Origin of the sequence: Klenkia sp. PcliD-1-E (genome assembly GCF_024124375.1) — a bacterium.
Lineage (GTDB): Bacteria > Actinomycetota > Actinomycetes > Mycobacteriales > Geodermatophilaceae > Klenkia.
The window spans coordinates 1-16,539 of sequence record NZ_JAMXRZ010000095.1; the positions used below are offsets into that span (position 1 = coordinate 1).

Here is a 16,539-nt window from a genome sequence, read left to right on the forward strand (position 1 = left end):
GCGTCGCCGACCGCGGCCTCCACGCCGGCCCGCAGCACGCCGTCCCGGCCGGCGGCCTCCGCGACCGCGGCCACCGCGAGCTCGCCGCGGCCCAGCGGGCGGGCCCAGTGCTCCAGGGCGGCGGCCAGGTCCCCGGCGGTGCTGCCGGTGTCGGCGCGGTCGACGACCACGGGCTGCCCGGAGACCGCCTCGGCCACCAGGTGCGAGAGCGACGGCCACTGCGCCTGCAGCTGGAGCAGCTGGACCCCGGAGCGCACCGCCACCGCCTCGAGGCCGAGACCGTGCCAGCCGCGTTCGGCGAGCAGGTCCACGGCGGCGGCCAGCGCCGGGTGGGGGGCGGCAGGGGCGGGTGCGGGGAGCGGAAGCGACATGGCCGGTCCTGGTGGGGGTCCGCAGGGGTGTGGTGACCGACACATCGGCAGCCGCGGGTGATCCGGGAACGCGGTCGTCCCACGCGCCCCACGCGTCGCACGGGCATGCTGGCGACCGTGAGCTCACCGGGCCGGCACGGCCGCTACGACTGGTCCCCCCTGCCCGAGCGGCCGGTGTTCGACTGGCCGGGCGGGCGCCGGCTCGCGGTCTACATCGGCACCAACCTCGAGGTCTTCGACTTCGGCCGCGGCCGGGGCGCGCAGCTGGCACCGGGCGGCGGCGACCCCGACGTCCTCAACTACTCGTGGCGGGACTGGGGCAACCGGGTCGGCGCCTGGCGGCTGCTGGAGACCCTCGACGCCCTGGACCTGCCGACCTCGGTGATCGCCAACAGCAGGGTGCTGCAGGAGTGCCCCGGGCTGGTGGAGGCCTTCCTGGCCCGCGGCGACGAGCTGGTCGGTCACGGCCGCACGAACGCCGAGCGGCAGGCCGACCTGGACGAGGACGAGGAGCGGGCCCTGATCGCCGAGGCCACCGCGGTGTACGCCGACCGCGCCGGCCGCCGTCCGGCCGGGTGGCTGGGACCGTGGATCTCGCAGAGCCACGTGACCCCCGACCTGCTCGACGAGGCCGGCTACGACTACCTGCTGGACTGGGCGCACGACGACCAGCCGACCTGGTTCAGCACCCGGTCCGGGCGGATCCTGTCGGTGCCCTACCCGCAGGAGCTCAACGACATCCCGGCCGTGGTCTCCCGCCAGGCGTCGGGGCAGGAGTTCGCCGACATGGTCGTGGCCACCTTCGACGAGGTGCTCGAGCAGTCGGCGACCGCGCCGCTGGTGATGGGCATCGCCGTGCACCCCTACGTGGTCGGGCAGCCGCACCGGCTGCGGCCGCTGCGGGCGGCGCTGGAGCACCTCGCCGCGCACCGCGACCAGGTCTGGCTGACCACCGCCGGGGAGGTCGCCGCGCACGCCGCGACGGTGCTGCCGTGACCGGGCCGCTCGCCGGCCGGACCGTCGCGGTCACCGCGTCGAGGCGGGCGGACGAGCTGGCCGACCTGCTGCGCCGCCGCGGGGCCGAGGTCGTGCACGCACCGGCGATCCGGGTGGTGCCGCTGGAGGACGACGCGCACGTGGTGGCGGCGACCCGGGAGGTGCTGCGCGCCCCGGTGGACCTCGCGGTGGCCACGACCGCGGTCGGGTTCCGCGGCTGGCTGGCCGCGGCCGAGGCGTGGGACCTGCCGCTGGTCGAGCACCTGTCCCGGGCGACGGTGCTGGCCCGGGGGCCCAAGGCGCGCGGCGCGATCCGGGGCGCGGGGCTGGTGGACGCCTGGTCGCCGGCGTCGGAGTCCTCCCCCGAGGTGCTGGAGCACCTGCTGTCCGGCGCCCGCGGGCCCTTGGCCGGGCAGCGCATCGCCGTCCAGCTGCACGGGGACCCGCTGACCGAGCTGGTGTCGGGCCTGCGGGCGGCCGGCGCCGAGGTCGTGGAGGTGCCGGTCTACCGGTGGGAGCGGCCCGCCGACGACGGCCCGCTGCGCCGGCTGGTGCGGCAGCTGCCCGGCGGCGGGGTCGACGCGGTCACCTTCACCTCCGCCCCGGCCGCGGTGTCGGTGCTCGAGGTGGCCGGCGAGGAGGGTGTGCGGGACGCCGTCGTCGGGGCACTGCGCGGGCCGGTGCTCGCCGTCGCGGTCGGCCCGGTCACGGCGGCGCCGCTGCAGGCGGCCGGGGTCGAGCCCGTCCAACCGCCGCGCGCCCGGCTGGCAGCGCTCGCCCGCGAGGTGGTGGACCGGCTGGGCCGCTGACCCGTCCTGGGGAGGCGGGCTGCGGGCGCGTGCCGCAGCCGGGAGGATCACGCCCGTGACCACCACCGAGCCCGGTCGTTCGCTCATCGAGTCCGGGTTCGGGATCGCCGGCTCCATGACCGGTTCGGCGGCCACCGTCGTCTACGCCCCCGGCGAGGCTGCGCTGCGGCTGGACGACCGGTTCGCCACCTGCCTGCGGGAGCTCGCCGACGACCTCGCCGACGGTGGCCTGCCCCGCCGCGAGCGCGCCCGGGCGGGTGCCGCGCTGGCCTTCGCGGTGGAGCACGGCATCTCCCTGTCCCGCCGGGACCGGCCCGTGCGCGCCGACGGGTTCTTCACCGAGAAGGCCGGGGGCCGGGTGGCAGCCCGCGAGGTCGGCGAGGGCGTCCTGCTGGCCGCCCGCGGGTCGGCCGAGGAGCGCCGGGTGCGGCACCTGGGCTACCTGCTCGCCGAGGTCGTGCACTCCCCCGACGTCGACGCCGCACTGGCCGAGCGCACCCTGCTGCTCACCCGGTCGCTGACCTGGCGGCAGCTGTCGCTGCTGGCCGCGGTCGGCCGCCGCGAGCGCTCGCCGCTGCCGCTGACGCCGCTGCCGGACGACCCCCGCGCCTGGGTGACCTGGGGTGCGCTGGAGGACCTGGTGGAGCTGCAGCGCACCGGCCTGCTGGACCCGCCGGTCGCCGTCCCGAGGCCCAGTGGCGCGGCCCAGCCCCGGCTGCGCCCGGCCGACCTGCGGCTGACCCGCCGCGGAGTGCTGGTGCACCGGCTGCTGGCGCTGGACTTCGTGCACGCCGACGACGTCGACGCCGCCCTCGCCGCGCTCAGCTGAGCCGGCTCACTCCAGGCCGCCGCGCTGCTTCTTGAGCTGGCCCCGGCGCTTCTTGGCGTCGATGCGGCGCTGCTGCGACCCGCGGGTCGGCTTGGTCTTCCTGCGCGGCGGCGCGGGCGGGGCCAGCGCCTGGCCGATGGCCATCGCCATGCGGGCGCGGGCGGCCTCCCGGTTGCGCAGCTGCTGCCGGTGCTCGGACGCCGCGACCGTTAGGACGCCGTCCACCAGCTTGGCCCCCAGCCGCTCGGCCAGCCGGGCCTGCTGGTGCTCGGTCAACCCGGGGATGTCCAGCGGCCGCACGGACAGCTCGACCCGGCTGTCGGCGGTGTTCACGCCCTGCCCGCCGGGGCCCGAGGACCGGCTGAACCGCCAGCCGAGCATGGCCGCGGGCACGACGAGCCGCGGGGTGACCGGGAGGTCGCCGGACGGGTCGTCGGTGGGCACGGGCACCATCCTCCCCGTGCTCCCCTCCCGTCGTACCTTGGCCGACGCGCTCGCCGCTGGTCCCGTCGTCCTGGACGGCGGGCTGTCCACCGAGCTGGAGTCCCGCGGCCACGACGTGACCAGCGCGCTGTGGTCGGCCCGGCTGCTGCGCGACGACCCGGACGCGATCCGGGACGCGCACGCGGCGTTCGAGGCCGCCGGCGCCCAGGTCGCCACGACCGCCAGCTACCAGGCCACCGTGCCGGGCTTCGCCGCCGCGGGGTACGCCGACGCCGAGGGCCTGATCGCGCGGTCGGTGCAGCTGGCCCGGGAGGGGGCGCCGACGTCCTGGGTGGCCGGGTCGGTGGGGCCGTACGGGGCGTACCTGGCCGACGGGTCGGAGTACACCGGCGGTTACCTCGCCGACGTGACCGTGGCGCAGCTGCGGGAGTTCCACCGGCCGCGGTTGCAGGTGCTCGCCGAGGCCGGCGTCGACGTGCTGGCCTGCGAGACGCTGCCCGGCGCCGCCGAGGTGGAGGCGCTGCTGGCCGAGGTGGAGCCCCTCGGTGTCCCGGCCTGGGTCTCGCTGACCGTGGTCGCCGGCCCGGACGGCGTCCGCACCCGTCGCGGCGAGCCGCTGGCCTCCGTCGTGGCCGTGGCTGCCCCGCACGTGGTGGCCGTGGGTGTGAACTGCACCGACCCGGCGGTCGTGGCGCCGTCCGTCGCGGCCGGGGCGACCGTCGTCTCCCCCAACAGCGGGGAGGGCTGGGACGCCGCCGCCCGCCGGTGGACGGGCGCCACCGGCGCCGGGTGGGACGTGCCCGGCTGGGTCGCCGCGGGCGCCCGGCTGGTCGGCGGCTGCTGCCGCGTGCGCCCGGACGACGTCGCCCGCGTGGCCACCGCGCTCCGCTGACCCCGGGGTGCGGCACCCTGGTGCCCACGATGACCGCGACCCCCACCGTGCTGTCCCCACCCGACGGCGCCGACGCCGACACCCTGTTCACCGAGTTCGCCGCCTGGGCGTCGGAGGCGGGCACCGAGCTGTACCCGCACCAGGAGGAGGCGCTGATCGAACTGGTCAGCGGCGCCAACGTGGTGCTGGCGACCCCCACCGGGTCGGGGAAGTCGCTGGTGGCCACCGGCGCGCAGTACGCCGCGCTCGCCCAGGACCGGGTGAGCTTCTACACCGCGCCGATCAAGGCCTTGGTCAGCGAGAAGTTCTTCGCGCTGTGCGGGGTCTTCGGCGCCGACAACGTCGGCATGCTCACCGGGGACGCCGCGGTCAACGCCGACGCCCCGATCATCGCCTGCACCGCCGAGGTGCTGGCCAACATCGCGCTGCGCGAGGGCCCCGAGGCCGATATCGGCCTGGTCGTGATGGACGAGTTCCACTTCTACGGCGACCCCGACCGTGGCTGGGCGTGGCAGGTGCCGATCCTGGAGCTGCCGAACGCCCAGTTCCTGCTGATGTCGGCCACGCTCGGCGACACCACCGCGCTGCGGGAGGACCTGACCCGGCGCACCGGCCGGCCCACCGCGCTGGTCGCCGGCGCCGAGCGCCCGGTGCCGCTGCACTTCTCCTACGCCACCACGCCGGCGCACGAGACGATCCAGGAGCTGCTGGACACCCGGCAGGCCCCGGTCTACGTCGTGCACTTCACCCAGGCCGCCGCGCTGGAGCGGGCGCAGGCGCTGATGAGCGTGAACGTCTGCACCAAGGAGGAGAAGGCGGCGATCGCCGACCTGATCGGCGGCTTCCGGTTCTCCAGCGCCTTCGGGACGACGTTGTCCCGGCTGGTGCGGCACGGCATCGGCGTGCACCACGCCGGGATGCTGCCGAAGTACCGGCGGCTGGTGGAGCAGCTGGCGCAGGCCGGGCTGCTCAAGGTCATCTGCGGCACCGACACCCTGGGCGTGGGCATCAACGTGCCGATCCGCACGGTGGTGTTCTCCGCGCTCTCCAAGTACGACGGCACCCGGATGCGGTTGCTCTCGGCGCGCGAGTTCCACCAGATCGCCGGGCGGGCCGGGCGCGCCGGCTACGACACCGCCGGCTACGTCGTCGTCCAGGCGCCCGACCACGAGGTGGAGAACCTCAAGCAGTTCGCCAAGGTGGCCGACGACCCGAAGAAGCGCCGCAAGCTGGTCCGCAAGAAGGTGCCCGAGGGCATGGTGCCGTGGAGCGAGGCCACCGCCCAGCGGCTGGAGACCGCCGAGCCCGAGGCGCTGACCAGCCACTTCCAGGTCACCACCGGGATGCTGCTCAACGTGCTGGCCCGCCCGGGCGACCCGGTCGCGGCGCTGGGGACGCTGCTGACCGACAACCACGAGCCGCGGAAGCGGCAGCTCAAGCACATCCGCGACGCCATCGGCATCGGCCGCACCCTGATCGCCGCCGAGGTGGTGGAGCGGGTCGTCGTGGACGGGCGGCCGACCTATCGGCTGACCGGTGACCTGCCGCCGGGGTTCGCGCTGAACCAGCAGCTGTCCACGTTCGCCCTCGCCGTCATCGACCTGCTGGACCCGGCGTCGGAGACGTTCGTGGTCGACGTCGTCAGCGTCATCGAGTCCACCCTGGACGACCCGCGGCAGATCCTCGGCGCCCAGCTGAACAAGGCCCGCGGCGAGGCCGTCGCGGAGATGAAGGCCGAGGGCATCGAGTACGAGGAGCGGATGGAGCTCCTGGAGGACGTCACCTACCCCCAGCCGCTGGCCGAGCTGCTGGCCGCGGCGCACGAGACGTTCGTGCGCGGCAACCCGTGGGCCGCGGCGGTCGAGCCCTCGCCGAAGGCGGTAGTCCGGGACATGTGGGAGAACGCCTACACCTTCCGCGAGCTGGTCAACGCCTACGGCCTGACCCGCTCCGAGGGCGCCGTCCTGCGGTACCTGACCGACGCCTACCGGGCGCTGCGGTCGGGGGTGCCGTCGGAGGCGCGGACCGAGGAGGTCACCGACGTCGTCGAGTGGCTGGGCGAGGTCGTGCGGCAGGTGGACTCGTCCCTGCTGGACGAGTGGGAGGAGCTCACCAACCCCACGGACGGGGCCGTCGACGTCCCGGCCGTGCCCACCCGGCCGCGGCCGCTGACCGGCAACGTGCGGGCGTTCACCGCGATGGTGCGCAACGCGGTCTGGCAGCGGGTGCAGTTCTGGGCCCGGCGACGCTGGTACGACCTGGGCGAGCTGGACGCCGGCTCGGGCTGGGACGCGGAGCGGTGGGGCGAGGTCGTGCAGGCCTACTTCGCGCAGCACGCCGAGGTGCTCACCGGCGCCGATGCGCGCGGACCGGGGCTGTTCGTGGTCGACCGCACGTCCCGCCCGGGGGTGTGGGAGGTCCGGCAGATCATCGACGACCCGGACGGCGACCACGACTGGGGCATCGACGTCGAGGTCGACCTCGAGGCCTCCGACGACCAGGGCGCACCCGTGCTGCGAGTGGTGGATGCCGGGCGCAAGGACTCGTGACCGCCTGGGACGTGGTCGCGGTCGTCGCCGCAGGGCTCGCGGCGGGCGGTATCAACGCCGTGGTCGGGTCCGGGACGCTGGTGACCTTCCCGGTCCTGCTCGCCGTCGGGCTGCCGCCGGTGGCCGCGACGGTGTCCAACTCGATGGGCCTGGTGCCGGGCAACCTGACCGGCGCGCTGGGCTACCGCCGCGAGCTGACCGGGCAGCGGCGGTTGCTGCTCTCGCTGTTCCCCGCCTCCGTGCTGGGCGCCCTGAGCGGTGCGTTCCTGCTGCTGCACCTGCCGGCCGCGGCGTTCGAGACCGTCGTCCCGGTGCTGGTGGGGCTCGCCGTCGTCCTGGTGGCGGTGCAGCCGGTGCTGCAGCGCTGGTTGCGGCACCGGTCCTCCCCCACCGACCGCGTCGGGCCGGGTCGGACGGCGGCGCTGTTCGGGTGCGCCTACGCGACGGGCACGTACGGCGGGTACTTCGCAGCCAGCCAGGGTGTGCTGCAGATCGGGCTGTTCGGCCTGCTCCTCCCGCACTCCCTGCAGCAGCTGAACGCGCTGAAGAACGTGCTGACGCTGGGCGTCAACGCGGTGGCCGCCATCACCTACGCGGTGGTGGCCACCGGCCGGGTCGACTGGGCCGCGGCGGGTCTGGTCGCGGCCGGGTCCCTCGTGGGCGGCTTCCTGGGCGGGCGGTACGGACGGCGGATCCCGTCCTGGCTGCTGCGGTCGCTGATCGTCGCCGTGGGGGTCGTCGCGATCGTGGTGCTGGTGACCGGGTGACCCTCACGACGTGGCTGCTCCTGCTGCTGGCCGGCGTGGGCGGCGGGTTGGCCGGCTCGATCGCGGGCCTGGCGTCCCTGGTCAGCTACCCGGCACTGCTGGCCGCCGGGTTGCCGCCGGTGGTGGCGAACGTGACCAACACCGTGGCGCTGGTGTTCAACGGCGTCGGGTCGGTGAGCGCGTCGCGGCCCGAGCTGGTGGGGCAGGGCCGGCGGTTGGCGCGGCTGTCGGTGGCGGCGCTGCTGGGCGGGGTCACCGGCACGGTGCTGCTGCTGATCACCCCGGCCGGCGGGTTCGAGCGGATCGTGCCCTTCCTCATCGCCGGGGCGTCGGTGGCCATCCTGGTGCAGCCGCCCGCGCGGGAGCTGGCCGCGGAGGGCGCCCGGCACCCCGGTGGGTCCGGCCGGTGGCTGGCGCTCGGGGTGTACGCGATCGCCATCTACGGCGGCTACTTCGGGGCGGCGGCCGGGGTGCTCATGCTCGCGATGTTCCTGCTCGCGACCGGGACGACGGTGGCTCGGGGCAACGCGGCGAAGAACGTGCTGCTGTTCGTGGCCAACCTGGTCGCCGCGGTGGGGTTCGCGTTGTTCGCCGACGTGGCGTGGGCGGCCATGCTGCCGCTGGCGATCGGGTTCTTCGTGGGTGGCCGGATCGGGCCCTCGGTGGTGCGCCGGGTCGACGGCACCTGGCTGCGCCGGGTCATCGCGCTGTTGGGACTCGGCCTCGCGGTCAAGCTCGGGTTCGACGCCTTCGGCTGACCGCGCACCGTCGGTGCGCCCGGCTCCGCGCCCGTGCACCTCCGCGCCTGCAGGTCTGCGGGCCCCGCGCCCCAGGCTTCCCGGCCTTCGGGCCTTCGGGCCTTCGGGCCTTGGGGCCTTGGGGCCTTGGGGCCTTGGGGCCTCGGAAGCTGGAGGCCTGCGGAGCCGAGCCACGGGCCGGTGGATCGGTCTGGCACAGAGCGCCGCGACACGGTCGCACACCCCGCCGACAACTCTGCGACACCTAGTGGACAGGGCGCTGAGCTGCCCTTTCGCCTTGACCAGCCTCGTCAGGCGGGGTACGGTTCGAACACCTGATCGAACGAGACGGACGAGGCGGTGAGCACATGGACGAGGAGGTCGGCAGCCGTCTCGGGGTCTCGCTGGGCATCGCGCAGGTCGAGGTCTTCGCCTCCGCCGCCGCCCGGGCCGCCGTCCTGGAGGCCGAGCGGATCGCCCAGGTCGCTGTCGACGGCGACCCGCACCTCACCACTCGACCGACCCGGTTGTCCGACCTGCTCGTCACGCCCGCCACCCGCCGGGACCAGGTGCACGCAGTGCTCCGCGACGTCGCCGAGGCGCAGGCGAAGCTGCACGCCCTCCAGGCCGCTGCCCTCTCCCGGTTGGCTGAGCTGCAGCCCCGGCAGTCCGCGCTCCCCGGCTCCCGCACCGACGACCCCGCCGATGTCGACCGGCCCGACGACTGGGTGTCCGACGAGGTTGCGGTGCTGCTCGGCATCGGCACCGGGACGGCGGTCGTGCTGGTCGACAAGCAGCGCGCCCTGGTCGAGCAGCTACCGCAGGTGTGGGCAGCGCTGGCCGACGGTCGCATCGACGTCCGCCGAGCGCAGGTGCTCGTCGACGCCCTTGCCCACCGGAAGCGGTCCGTCGGCGGCAGCCTGGCCGACGCGGTGGTCGACGCCGTCGCTGCGCAGGGTCTGCGCTGGATCGGCGAGGGCATCGGGCCCTCCGCCCTCACCGACCGGGTCGGTGGCGCGCTCGTCGCGGCGGACCCGGGTGAGGCGCAACGGCGGGCGGAGCGCAGGAAGCGGAAGCAGAACGTCACGATGACCGGGTGCGGTGACGGTCTGGCCGGGATGCGGGCCGACCTGCTCGACGCCGAGGACGCGGCGGCGATGATGGCGGTCCTCGACGCCATGGCGGCGGTGATGCGGAAGGGCGGCGACCGCCGGCCCGTCGGCCGGCTGCGCATCGCGGCGCTCAAGCAGCTGCTGACGAGACCGTGGGAGTCGGTGCCCGAGGAGGTGGCGCGCGCCTGTTGGCAGCTGCGCCTGCGGGTCGACCTCGCCGACCTCGACGACCTGGGCCCGGTGCTGGACCACCTCGGGGTCCCTCCCCACGCCGCGACCGCTCCCACCACCTCCACCGACGACGCCGACCCCGGGGTTCCGCCGAACCAGGACGACGGCGGAGGCGTGCTGGGCGCCACCGGTCCGTCCGACGTCACCGGCTGGTCCGACAGCACCAGTGCGTCCGAGGCCACCGGTCCGTCCGACGCCACCGGTCCGTTCGACGGCACGAGCCCCTCCGACGCAACCGGTTCGCTCGACAGCACCAGTGCGTCCACGGCCACGGGTCTGCCCGACGCGACGGCGACGGCCGGTGCCGCATGCGCCCCCGGTGGTCGCGGGACCGGTGTCGGGTTCGTCGGCCCGCTGCCTGTGACGCCGGTGGCGGTCGCGGAGATCCTCGCCCGGTTCGGGGCGCTCACTGGCAGCGGGCGAACCGGTGGCGGCGCCGTGTGGTTCGAGGTGGTCGATGCCGGCGGCCGGCTGCGAGCCATCGCGTCGGCGGCGGAGCTGCGTGCTGCCGTCCGGCGCGGTCGAGGGCTGGGTCCGCCGCCACCGGTCGACCGGTACACCCCCAGCGCCGCGCAGATCCGGTTCGTCAAGGCCCGGGACAGGCACTGCCGCTTCCCCGGCTGCGCCCGGCCCGCCGAGTACGCGGACCTCGACCACGTCCAGCCCTACGACCCCGCCGACCCTCCGTCCGGCGGTCCGACGTGCGTGTCCAACCTCGCATGCCTGTGCAGGCGGCACCACCGCCTCAAGACGCACGCGCCGGGCTGGGCGTTCGCGATGGACCCCGACGGCACCCTGCACGTCACCCCACCCGGCGGCACCACCCGCACCACCCGGCCCGCCGGCATCGCCGAGGTCGACATGTCGACACCGACCTGCCCCGACGTGCTCACCGACCTCTTCGGCAGCACCCCGGCCCGGTTCCGTTCCCCCACACCGGAGCAGCAGGCAGCCCGCCGACAGGCGGCGGCCGACCGGGCACGGGTGGCCGCGGAGATCGAGGCGGAGCTCGACGCAGCCCTCGCCCGCGCCGCCACCCGCGCACCGGCGGATGGCGCGCTCTCCGGCCACGACGACCCGCCACCGTTCTGACACCGGTCGGGGGACGCCCAGATGGGACGGAGGGCAGACAGGGTCAGTCCGGGGCAGGCGGGCTGACTGAGTCAGCCGAGGGCGAGTCAGCCGAGGGCGGCGAGGGCGCCGGCGGTGGTGGTGACCCGGGCGATCAGCGGGAAGATGCGGGCGACGGCGAACTCGTGCATCACCGCGTCGGTGCTGCTCATGGCGTCCTCCACCACCACGACGGCGAACCCGTGCTCCCGGGCGTCCCGCGCGGTGGACTCCACACCCATGTTGGTGGCGATGCCCACCAGCACCACGGTGTCCACAGCGTGGCCGCGAAGCTGCACGGACAGGTCCGTGCCGTGGAACGCGCTCCACCCGCGCTTGACCACCACCAGGTCCCCGAGCGGCGCCAGCTCGGCCACCACGTCCCCCAGGGGCGGGGCGGCCGCCGTCCGTCGGACGTCCGCGTCCGCGGGCGGCTTGTCCCCGGGGTCGGCCTGCACCAGCACCACGGGCGCCCCGGCCGACCGGAACGCCTCGGCCAGCTGCAGCGCGTTCTCCAGCACCGTGTCCGCCGGGTGCGGCCCGACGTCGCGGCTCACCACCCCCCGCTGCAGGTCGACGACGACCAGCGCCGTGCGGGCGGGGTCCAGGGAGGAGACGGCCACGTCAGGAGCCTGCCACGACCGTCACCGCGACCCCTTGGGGCGGGCGCGCAGGTGCAGCCGCTCCCCCTGCTTGCTGAACAGCGCGAGCAGCTCCACCGGGCGGTCGTCGGCGCTGCCGAACCAGTGCGGCGTCCTGGTGTCGAACTCCGCCGCCTCCCCGCGGCTCAGCACCAGGTCGTGCTCGGCCAGCACCAGCCGCAGCCGGCCCGACAGCACGTACAGCCAGTCGTAGCCCTCGTGCGTCTTCTGCTCCGGCTCGCTGCGCGCACCGCCCGGCGCCACGACCAGGTTGTAGGCCTGCAGGCCCCCGGGCTGCGACGACAGCGGCCACATCGTCATGCCGTGCATCTCCACCGGCTCGCTGCGCACCCGCGGGTCCCCCACCCGCGGCGCCCCGACCAGCTCGTCCAGCGCCACCCCGTGCGCCCGCGCGATCGGCAGCAGCAGCTCCAGCGTGGGCTTGCGCCCCCCGGACTCCAGCCGCGACAGCGTGCTCACCGAGATCCCGGTGGCCGCCGACAGCGCCGTCAGCGTCTGGTCCCGTCGCTGCCGCAGCGCCCTCAGCCGCGGGCCGACCCCCGCGAGCACGGGGTCGTCCGCGGCGGTCACAGCAGCCGCCGCGTGCCCGGTGCCACCACCCGGAGCCAGCGGTAGCCGTAGCCCTCCAGCGCGACCTCGGCCCGGCCCCGCTCGTCGACCGCCGTCGTACCTTCCACCAGCAGGTCGGCGAGCAGGTGGTCGGCCCCGCAGCCGTCGAGCGCCAGCGGCACCACCGCCGGCTCCGGGCCCAGGTTGTGCACCGCGACCAGCGCGCCGTCCTCCCACGAGCACAGGTGCGCCAGGACCGCGGCGTGCGGCTGGTCGAGCACCTGGAAGTCACCCCAGCCCAGCTCCGGGCACTCCTTGCGCCGGGAGACCAGCAGCCGGAAGAACGACAGCAGCGAGTCGGGGTCCTTGCGCTGGTCGGCCACGTTGACGAACTCCGGCCCGTACCCACCGGTCACCACCGGACCCGGCAGCTTCTTCGCGGCGGCGCGGGAGAACCCGCCGTTGGTCCCCGACGTCCACTGCATCGGGGTGCGGACGGCGAGCCGGCTGCCGACGTCCAGCTGCTCCCCCATCCCGATCTCCTCGCCGTAGAAGATCGTGGGCGTCCCCGGCAGGGAGAACATCAGGCTGTAGACCATCCGCACCCGCCGCGGGTCCCCGCCGAGCATCGGGGGCAGCCGGCGGATGAGGCCGCGGTCGTAGATCTGCATCGCCGGGTCCGGGCCGAAGGCGGCGAACACCTCCTGCCGCTCGTCCTCGGTCAGCTTGTCCAGGGTCAGCTCGTCGTGGTTGCGCACGAACGTCGCCCACTGCGAGTCCGACGACGTCGCCGGGCGGCCCTGCAGCGCCCGGGTCAGCGGCCCCGCGTCGCAGCGGGCCAGCGACAGGTAGGTGGCCTGCATCGAGATGAAGTCGAACTGCATGGTCAGCTCGTCGCCGTCGGCCCCGCCGAAGAACTCCAGCTGCTGCTCGAAGGGCAGGTTGACCTCGCCGAGCAGGATGCCGCCGTGCGTCCGGCGGTCCAGGAACGCCCGGACGTCGCGCAGCCAGGAGTGCGGGTCCGGCAGCCGGTCGGCCTCGGCCCCGTTGGTGTCCAGCAGGAACGGGACGGCGTCCATCCGGAACCCGTCCAGGCCCAGCTGGGTCCAGAACCCGACGATCTTGGCGATCTCGTCGCGGACCAGCGGGTTCGTCACGTTCAGGTCGGGCTGGGTCGAGTAGAACTGGTGCAGGTAGTACTCGCCGGTGCGCTCGTCGAGCTCCCAGATCGAGTCCTCCTGGTCGGGGAAGACGACCTGGTCGCTGGTGTCCGGCGGGGTGTCGGCGCGCCACACGTACCAGTCGCGCTTCGGGTCGTCCTTCGACCGACGGGACTCCTGGAACCAGGGGTGCTGGTCGGAGGTGTGGTTGACCACGAGGTCGGCGATGACGCGCAGCCCGCGGTCGTGCGCGGTGCGGATCAGCTCGACCAGGTCGCCGTGGGTGCCCAGCCGCGGGTCCACCCCGTAGAAGTCGGTGATGTCGTAGCCGTCGTCCCGCTCGGCGGTCGGGTAGAAGGGCATCAGCCACAGGCAGGTGACGCCGAGGTCGACCAGGTGGTCCAGCCGCTGCACCAGCCCGGTGAAGTCACCGGTGCCGTCGTCGTCCCAGTCCATGAACGTCTCGACGTCCAGGCAGTACAGGACGGCGTTCTTCCACCACAGGTCCGCGGTGTCGCTGACCCTCATGCCAGCACCGCCGGCTGCGGCTCCTGCTCGGGACGGCGCACGCCCTCCGGCCCCGGTGGGTCGATGGCCACCGCCGGGCCGGGGCGGGTGACGTCGAGCTGCGGCAGGACCTTGTCCCCGAACGCGTCCAGGAACGCGGTCTGCGACTGCCCGACGTGGTGCAGCACGACCTGGTCGAAACCGAGCTCGGCGTACTCGGCGATGCGCGCGGCGTGCTCGCCGAGGTCGGCGGAGACCTGCACGGCCTGCTGCACCTGCTCGCGGGTGACCAGCTCGCCCACCTGGTCGAAGCTCTTCGCGCCCTCCAGCTCCCAGCAGGTGGGGGGCGGCAGCAGGTTGGACCGCCACTGGTCCCAGGCGATCTCCAGCGCCTCGTCCTCGTCGGGCGCCCAGGACAGGTGCACCTGCACGGTGGCCGGCCCCTGCCCCCCGGCGTCGCGGTAGGCGGCCAGCACCTCGCGCAGCCGGTCGTGCGGCTGGTTGATGGTGATCAGGCCGTCGGCCCAGTCCGCACCCCGCCGGGCGGTCGCCGCCGTCACCGCCGGGCACACCAGCGCGGGCTGCTGCTCCGGCAGCGACCAGACGCGCGCACGGTCGACGGTCACCAGCCCGTCGTGGGTGACCTCCTCGCCGGCCAGCAGCGCCCGGATGACGTCGACGCACTCCCGCAGCCGGGCGTCGCGCAGTTCCTTGCGCGGCCACTGCTGACCGGTGATGTGCTCGTTCATCAGCTCGCCCGAGCCCAGCGCCACCCAGAACCGGCCCGGGTTCATCTGCGCCAGGGTCGCGACGGCCTGGGCGATGATCACCGGGTGGTAGCGCTGGCCGGGGGCGTTCACCGCCCCGAACGGCAGCGACGTGGTCGCCAGCGCGGCGCCGAGCCAGGACCAGGCGAACCCGGACTGGCCCTGCCGCACCGACCAGGGTTCGAGGTGGTCCGAGCACATGGCGGCGGTGAACCCGACCCGCTCGGCGTGCTGGACGGCGGAGAGCAGCTCCGACGGCGGGATCTGCTCGTGGCTGGCGTGGAACCCGATGACGGTCACCGGAGCTGTCTATCGGCTGTGCGCCCGCCCGGCGACCCGGCCGACCAGGTATATGCTCCACCGGAAGAGGCCACATACCGGGGGGTGCAGGTGACCAAACGGCTGATCGACATCGACGACGACCTGCTCGCGCAGGCGCGCCGCGAGCTCGGCACGACCGGCATCTCCGACACCGTGCGCACCGCGCTCCGGCAGGCCGCCGCCGCCTCGGCCCGGGCACGGCAGGTCGACTGGCTCGCCGCGGGCGGTCTCGCCGAGCTGGCCGACCCGGCGCAGCGGGCCGACGTGTGGCGCTGATCGCCCGGTACCTGGTCGACACCAGCGCGGCCGCCCGGATGCGGGTGCCCGCCGTCGCCGCGCGGCTCGAGCCGCTGATCACCGCCGGGCTGGTGGCCACCTGCCCGACCCTGGACGCCGAGGCCCTGTTCAGCGCCCGCTCGCCCACCGAGTACGAGCGCATCCGCGCCGACCGGCGCACGGCCTACGAGTACCTGCCCCTGGACGACGACGCCTGGGGCGCGGCGTTCGACGCCCAGCGCGCCCTGGCCCGCACCGGCCGGCACCGCGCGGTGGGCATGCCCGACCTGCTCACCGCGGTGCTGGCCTCCCGGCACGGCCTGGCCGTCGTGCACTACGACGCCGACTTCGAGACCGCGGCCGAGGTGCTCGACCTCGACCAGCGCTGGGTCGTCCCGGCCGGCACCGCCTGACGCGGACACTGGTCCCCGTGCTGCCCGCGGACGTCGACCTGCCCGTGCGGTCGGTGCTCCCCGAGCTGACGGCGGCGCTGGACGGCCACGGCAGCGCCGTCCTGGTCGCCCCGCCCGGCACCGGCAAGACCACCCTCGTCCCGCTCGCGCTGGCCGCGCACGGCACCGTGCTGGTCGCCGAGCCGCGCCGGGTCGCCGCCCGCGCCGCCGCCCGGCGGATGGCCGACCTGGTCGGCGAGCCCGTCGGGCAACGGGTCGGGTTCAGCGTGCGCGGGGAGTCCCGCCGCTCGGCCGCCACCCGGGTCGAGGTGGTCACCACCGGGCTGCTGCTGCGCCGCCTGCAGGCCGACCCCGAGCTGGCCGGCGTCGACGTCGTCGTGCTGGACGAGGTGCACGAGCGGCACACCGACACCGACCTGGCGCTGGCGTTCCTGCTCGACGTCCGGGCCGCGCTGCGCCCGGAGCTGCGGCTGCTGGCCATGTCCGCGACGGCGCAGGCCGACCGGCTGGCGGTGCTGCTGGGCGGGGCGCCCGTGGTGGAGGCGACGGGCGTGCTGCACGACGTCGAGGTGGTGTGGCACGGCGTCCCGGCGATGCCCGGGGTCGACCCGCGGTTGCTGGACGCCGCCGCCGACGCGGTGCGCCAGGCGCTGGCCGAGGGGCCGCACGACGTGCTGGTCTTCCTGCCCGGCGGCGCCGAGATCGCCGCGGTGCAGCGCCGGCTGGCCGGCGTCGACGCCGCCGTCCTGCCCCTGCACGGCCGGCTGTCGGCCACCGAGCAGGACGCGGCGCTACGACCCCGCGACGGCCGACGGGTGGTGCTGGCCACCGACGTCGCCGAGTCCAGCCTCACCGTGCCCGGCGTGCGGGTCGTGGTGGACGCGGGCCTGGCCCGCACGCCGCGGGTCGACCTGTCCCGCGGCCTCGGCACCCTGGTCACGGTCCCCGTCTCGCAGGCCGCGGCCACCCAGCGCGCGGGCCGGGCCGGCCGCGAGGGGCCGGGACGGGTGCACCGGCTGTGGTCGGCCGCCGAGCAC

The 16,539-nt window shown here is 75.2% G+C and carries 16 protein-coding genes and 1 pseudogene; 11 read left to right on the top strand and 6 right to left on the bottom strand.

From position 1 onward, the window contains the following. Positions 1 to 371, bottom strand: a pseudogene (locus tag NH342_RS16925) (TetR family transcriptional regulator); the annotation flags it as partial. 117 nt (positions 372 to 488) lie between these two features. On the opposite strand from NH342_RS16925, the gene NH342_RS16930 reads away from it, so the two are divergent. Genes NH342_RS16930 through NH342_RS16940 form a run of 3 tightly spaced genes read left to right on the top strand, consistent with a single transcriptional unit; the run spans position 489 to position 3,005 of the window. Continuing rightward, on the top strand, positions 489 to 1,367 hold the full coding sequence (locus NH342_RS16930) for a polysaccharide deacetylase family protein (protein ID WP_253016463.1): 879 nt from the start codon (positions 489 to 491) through the stop codon (positions 1,365 to 1,367). After that, on the top strand, positions 1,364 to 2,176 hold the full coding sequence (locus NH342_RS16935; protein ID WP_253016465.1) for a uroporphyrinogen-III synthase: 813 nt from the start codon (positions 1,364 to 1,366) through the stop codon (positions 2,174 to 2,176). Before NH342_RS16930 ends, NH342_RS16935 begins: the two co-directional genes overlap by 4 nt. Before the next feature lie 55 nt (positions 2,177 to 2,231). After that, positions 2,232 to 3,005 carry a hypothetical protein gene (locus NH342_RS16940; protein ID WP_253016467.1) on the top strand — a complete coding sequence of 258 codons (774 nt, stop codon included), beginning with the start codon at positions 2,232 to 2,234 and terminating at the stop codon, positions 3,003 to 3,005. 6 nt (positions 3,006 to 3,011) lie between these two features. On the opposite strand, the gene arfB is transcribed toward NH342_RS16940, so the two are convergent. Beyond that, the gene (gene arfB, locus NH342_RS16945; protein WP_374209482.1) at positions 3,012 to 3,449 is read right to left on the bottom strand and encodes an alternative ribosome rescue aminoacyl-tRNA hydrolase ArfB; all 438 of its coding nucleotides are present in this window, start codon (positions 3,447 to 3,449) and stop codon (positions 3,012 to 3,014) included. A gap of 37 nt (positions 3,450 to 3,486) precedes the next feature. Between arfB and mmuM the strand changes: the two genes are divergently transcribed. The 5 genes from mmuM (at position 3,487) to NH342_RS16970 (ending at position 10,829) form a co-directional block, all read left to right on the top strand. Next, the gene (gene mmuM, locus NH342_RS16950; protein ID WP_253016471.1) at positions 3,487 to 4,341 is read left to right on the top strand and encodes a homocysteine S-methyltransferase; all 855 of its coding nucleotides are present in this window, start codon (positions 3,487 to 3,489) and stop codon (positions 4,339 to 4,341) included. 29 nt (positions 4,342 to 4,370) lie between these two features. Further along, complete coding sequence (locus NH342_RS16955; RefSeq protein WP_253016473.1) at positions 4,371 to 6,890, top strand: RNA helicase; 2,520 nt, start codon at positions 4,371 to 4,373, stop codon at positions 6,888 to 6,890. After that, positions 6,887 to 7,657: a sulfite exporter TauE/SafE family protein gene (locus NH342_RS16960; RefSeq protein WP_253016475.1), complete on the top strand. Its 771-nt coding sequence runs from the start codon at positions 6,887 to 6,889 to the stop codon at positions 7,655 to 7,657. The genes NH342_RS16955 and NH342_RS16960 overlap by 4 nt, the downstream gene beginning before the upstream one ends. Continuing rightward, positions 7,654 to 8,415, top strand: coding sequence for a sulfite exporter TauE/SafE family protein (locus NH342_RS16965; protein WP_253016477.1), 762 nt, complete (start codon positions 7,654 to 7,656; stop codon positions 8,413 to 8,415). Before NH342_RS16960 ends, NH342_RS16965 begins: the two co-directional genes overlap by 4 nt. 347 nt (positions 8,416 to 8,762) lie before the next feature. Then, positions 8,763 to 10,829, top strand: a complete 2,067-nt coding sequence (locus tag NH342_RS16970; RefSeq protein WP_253016479.1) for an HNH endonuclease signature motif containing protein — start codon at positions 8,763 to 8,765, stop codon at positions 10,827 to 10,829. Positions 10,830 to 10,915: 86 nt separating this feature from the next. Here NH342_RS16970 and NH342_RS16975 read toward each other — a convergent pair whose 3' ends face one another. The 4 genes from NH342_RS16975 to NH342_RS16990 are packed head-to-tail and all read right to left on the bottom strand — an operon-like array spanning position 10,916 to position 14,792. Further along, positions 10,916 to 11,470 carry an isochorismatase family protein gene (locus NH342_RS16975; protein WP_253016481.1) on the bottom strand — a complete coding sequence of 185 codons (555 nt, stop codon included), beginning with the start codon at positions 11,468 to 11,470 and terminating at the stop codon, positions 10,916 to 10,918. A gap of 21 nt (positions 11,471 to 11,491) precedes the next feature. After that, positions 11,492 to 12,079: a helix-turn-helix domain-containing protein gene (locus tag NH342_RS16980; RefSeq protein WP_253016483.1), complete on the bottom strand. Its 588-nt coding sequence runs from the start codon at positions 12,077 to 12,079 to the stop codon at positions 11,492 to 11,494. Further along, entirely contained in the window at positions 12,076 to 13,746 is a 1,671-nt protein-coding gene (locus NH342_RS16985) for an alpha-amylase family protein (protein WP_253016485.1), read from the bottom strand. The genes NH342_RS16980 and NH342_RS16985 overlap by 4 nt, the downstream gene beginning before the upstream one ends. Beyond that, the gene (locus NH342_RS16990) at positions 13,743 to 14,792 is read right to left on the bottom strand and encodes a TIGR03885 family FMN-dependent LLM class oxidoreductase (protein WP_253016487.1); all 1,050 of its coding nucleotides are present in this window, start codon (positions 14,790 to 14,792) and stop codon (positions 13,743 to 13,745) included. The genes NH342_RS16985 and NH342_RS16990 overlap by 4 nt, the downstream gene beginning before the upstream one ends. A gap of 90 nt (positions 14,793 to 14,882) precedes the next feature. On the opposite strand from NH342_RS16990, the gene NH342_RS16995 reads away from it, so the two are divergent. The 3 genes from NH342_RS16995 to NH342_RS17005 all read left to right on the top strand — a co-directional run. Beyond that, a complete protein-coding gene (locus NH342_RS16995; protein ID WP_253016489.1) occupies positions 14,883 to 15,089 on the top strand; it encodes a DUF2191 domain-containing protein in 207 nt (68 codons plus the stop codon). Further along, entirely contained in the window at positions 15,080 to 15,502 is a 423-nt protein-coding gene (locus NH342_RS17000; RefSeq protein ID WP_253016491.1) for a PIN domain nuclease, read from the top strand. Before NH342_RS16995 ends, NH342_RS17000 begins: the two co-directional genes overlap by 10 nt. 17 nt (positions 15,503 to 15,519) lie before the next feature. Beyond that, positions 15,520 to 16,539, top strand: a 1,020-nt coding sequence (locus tag NH342_RS17005; protein ID WP_253016493.1) for a helicase-related protein, incomplete at its 3' end; no start/stop codon positions are given.

Coding starts and splice junctions, on each gene's coding strand:
- NH342_RS16970 (WP_253016479.1), top strand. CDS start 8,763: ATGGACGAGGAGGTCGGCAGCCGTCTCGGGGTCTCGCTGGGCATCGCG.
- NH342_RS16955 (WP_253016473.1), top strand. CDS start 4,371: ATGACCGCGACCCCCACCGTGCTGTCCCCACCCGACGGCGCCGACGCC.
- NH342_RS16985 (WP_253016485.1), bottom strand. CDS start 13,746: ATGAGGGTCAGCGACACCGCGGACCTGTGGTGGAAGAACGCCGTCCTG.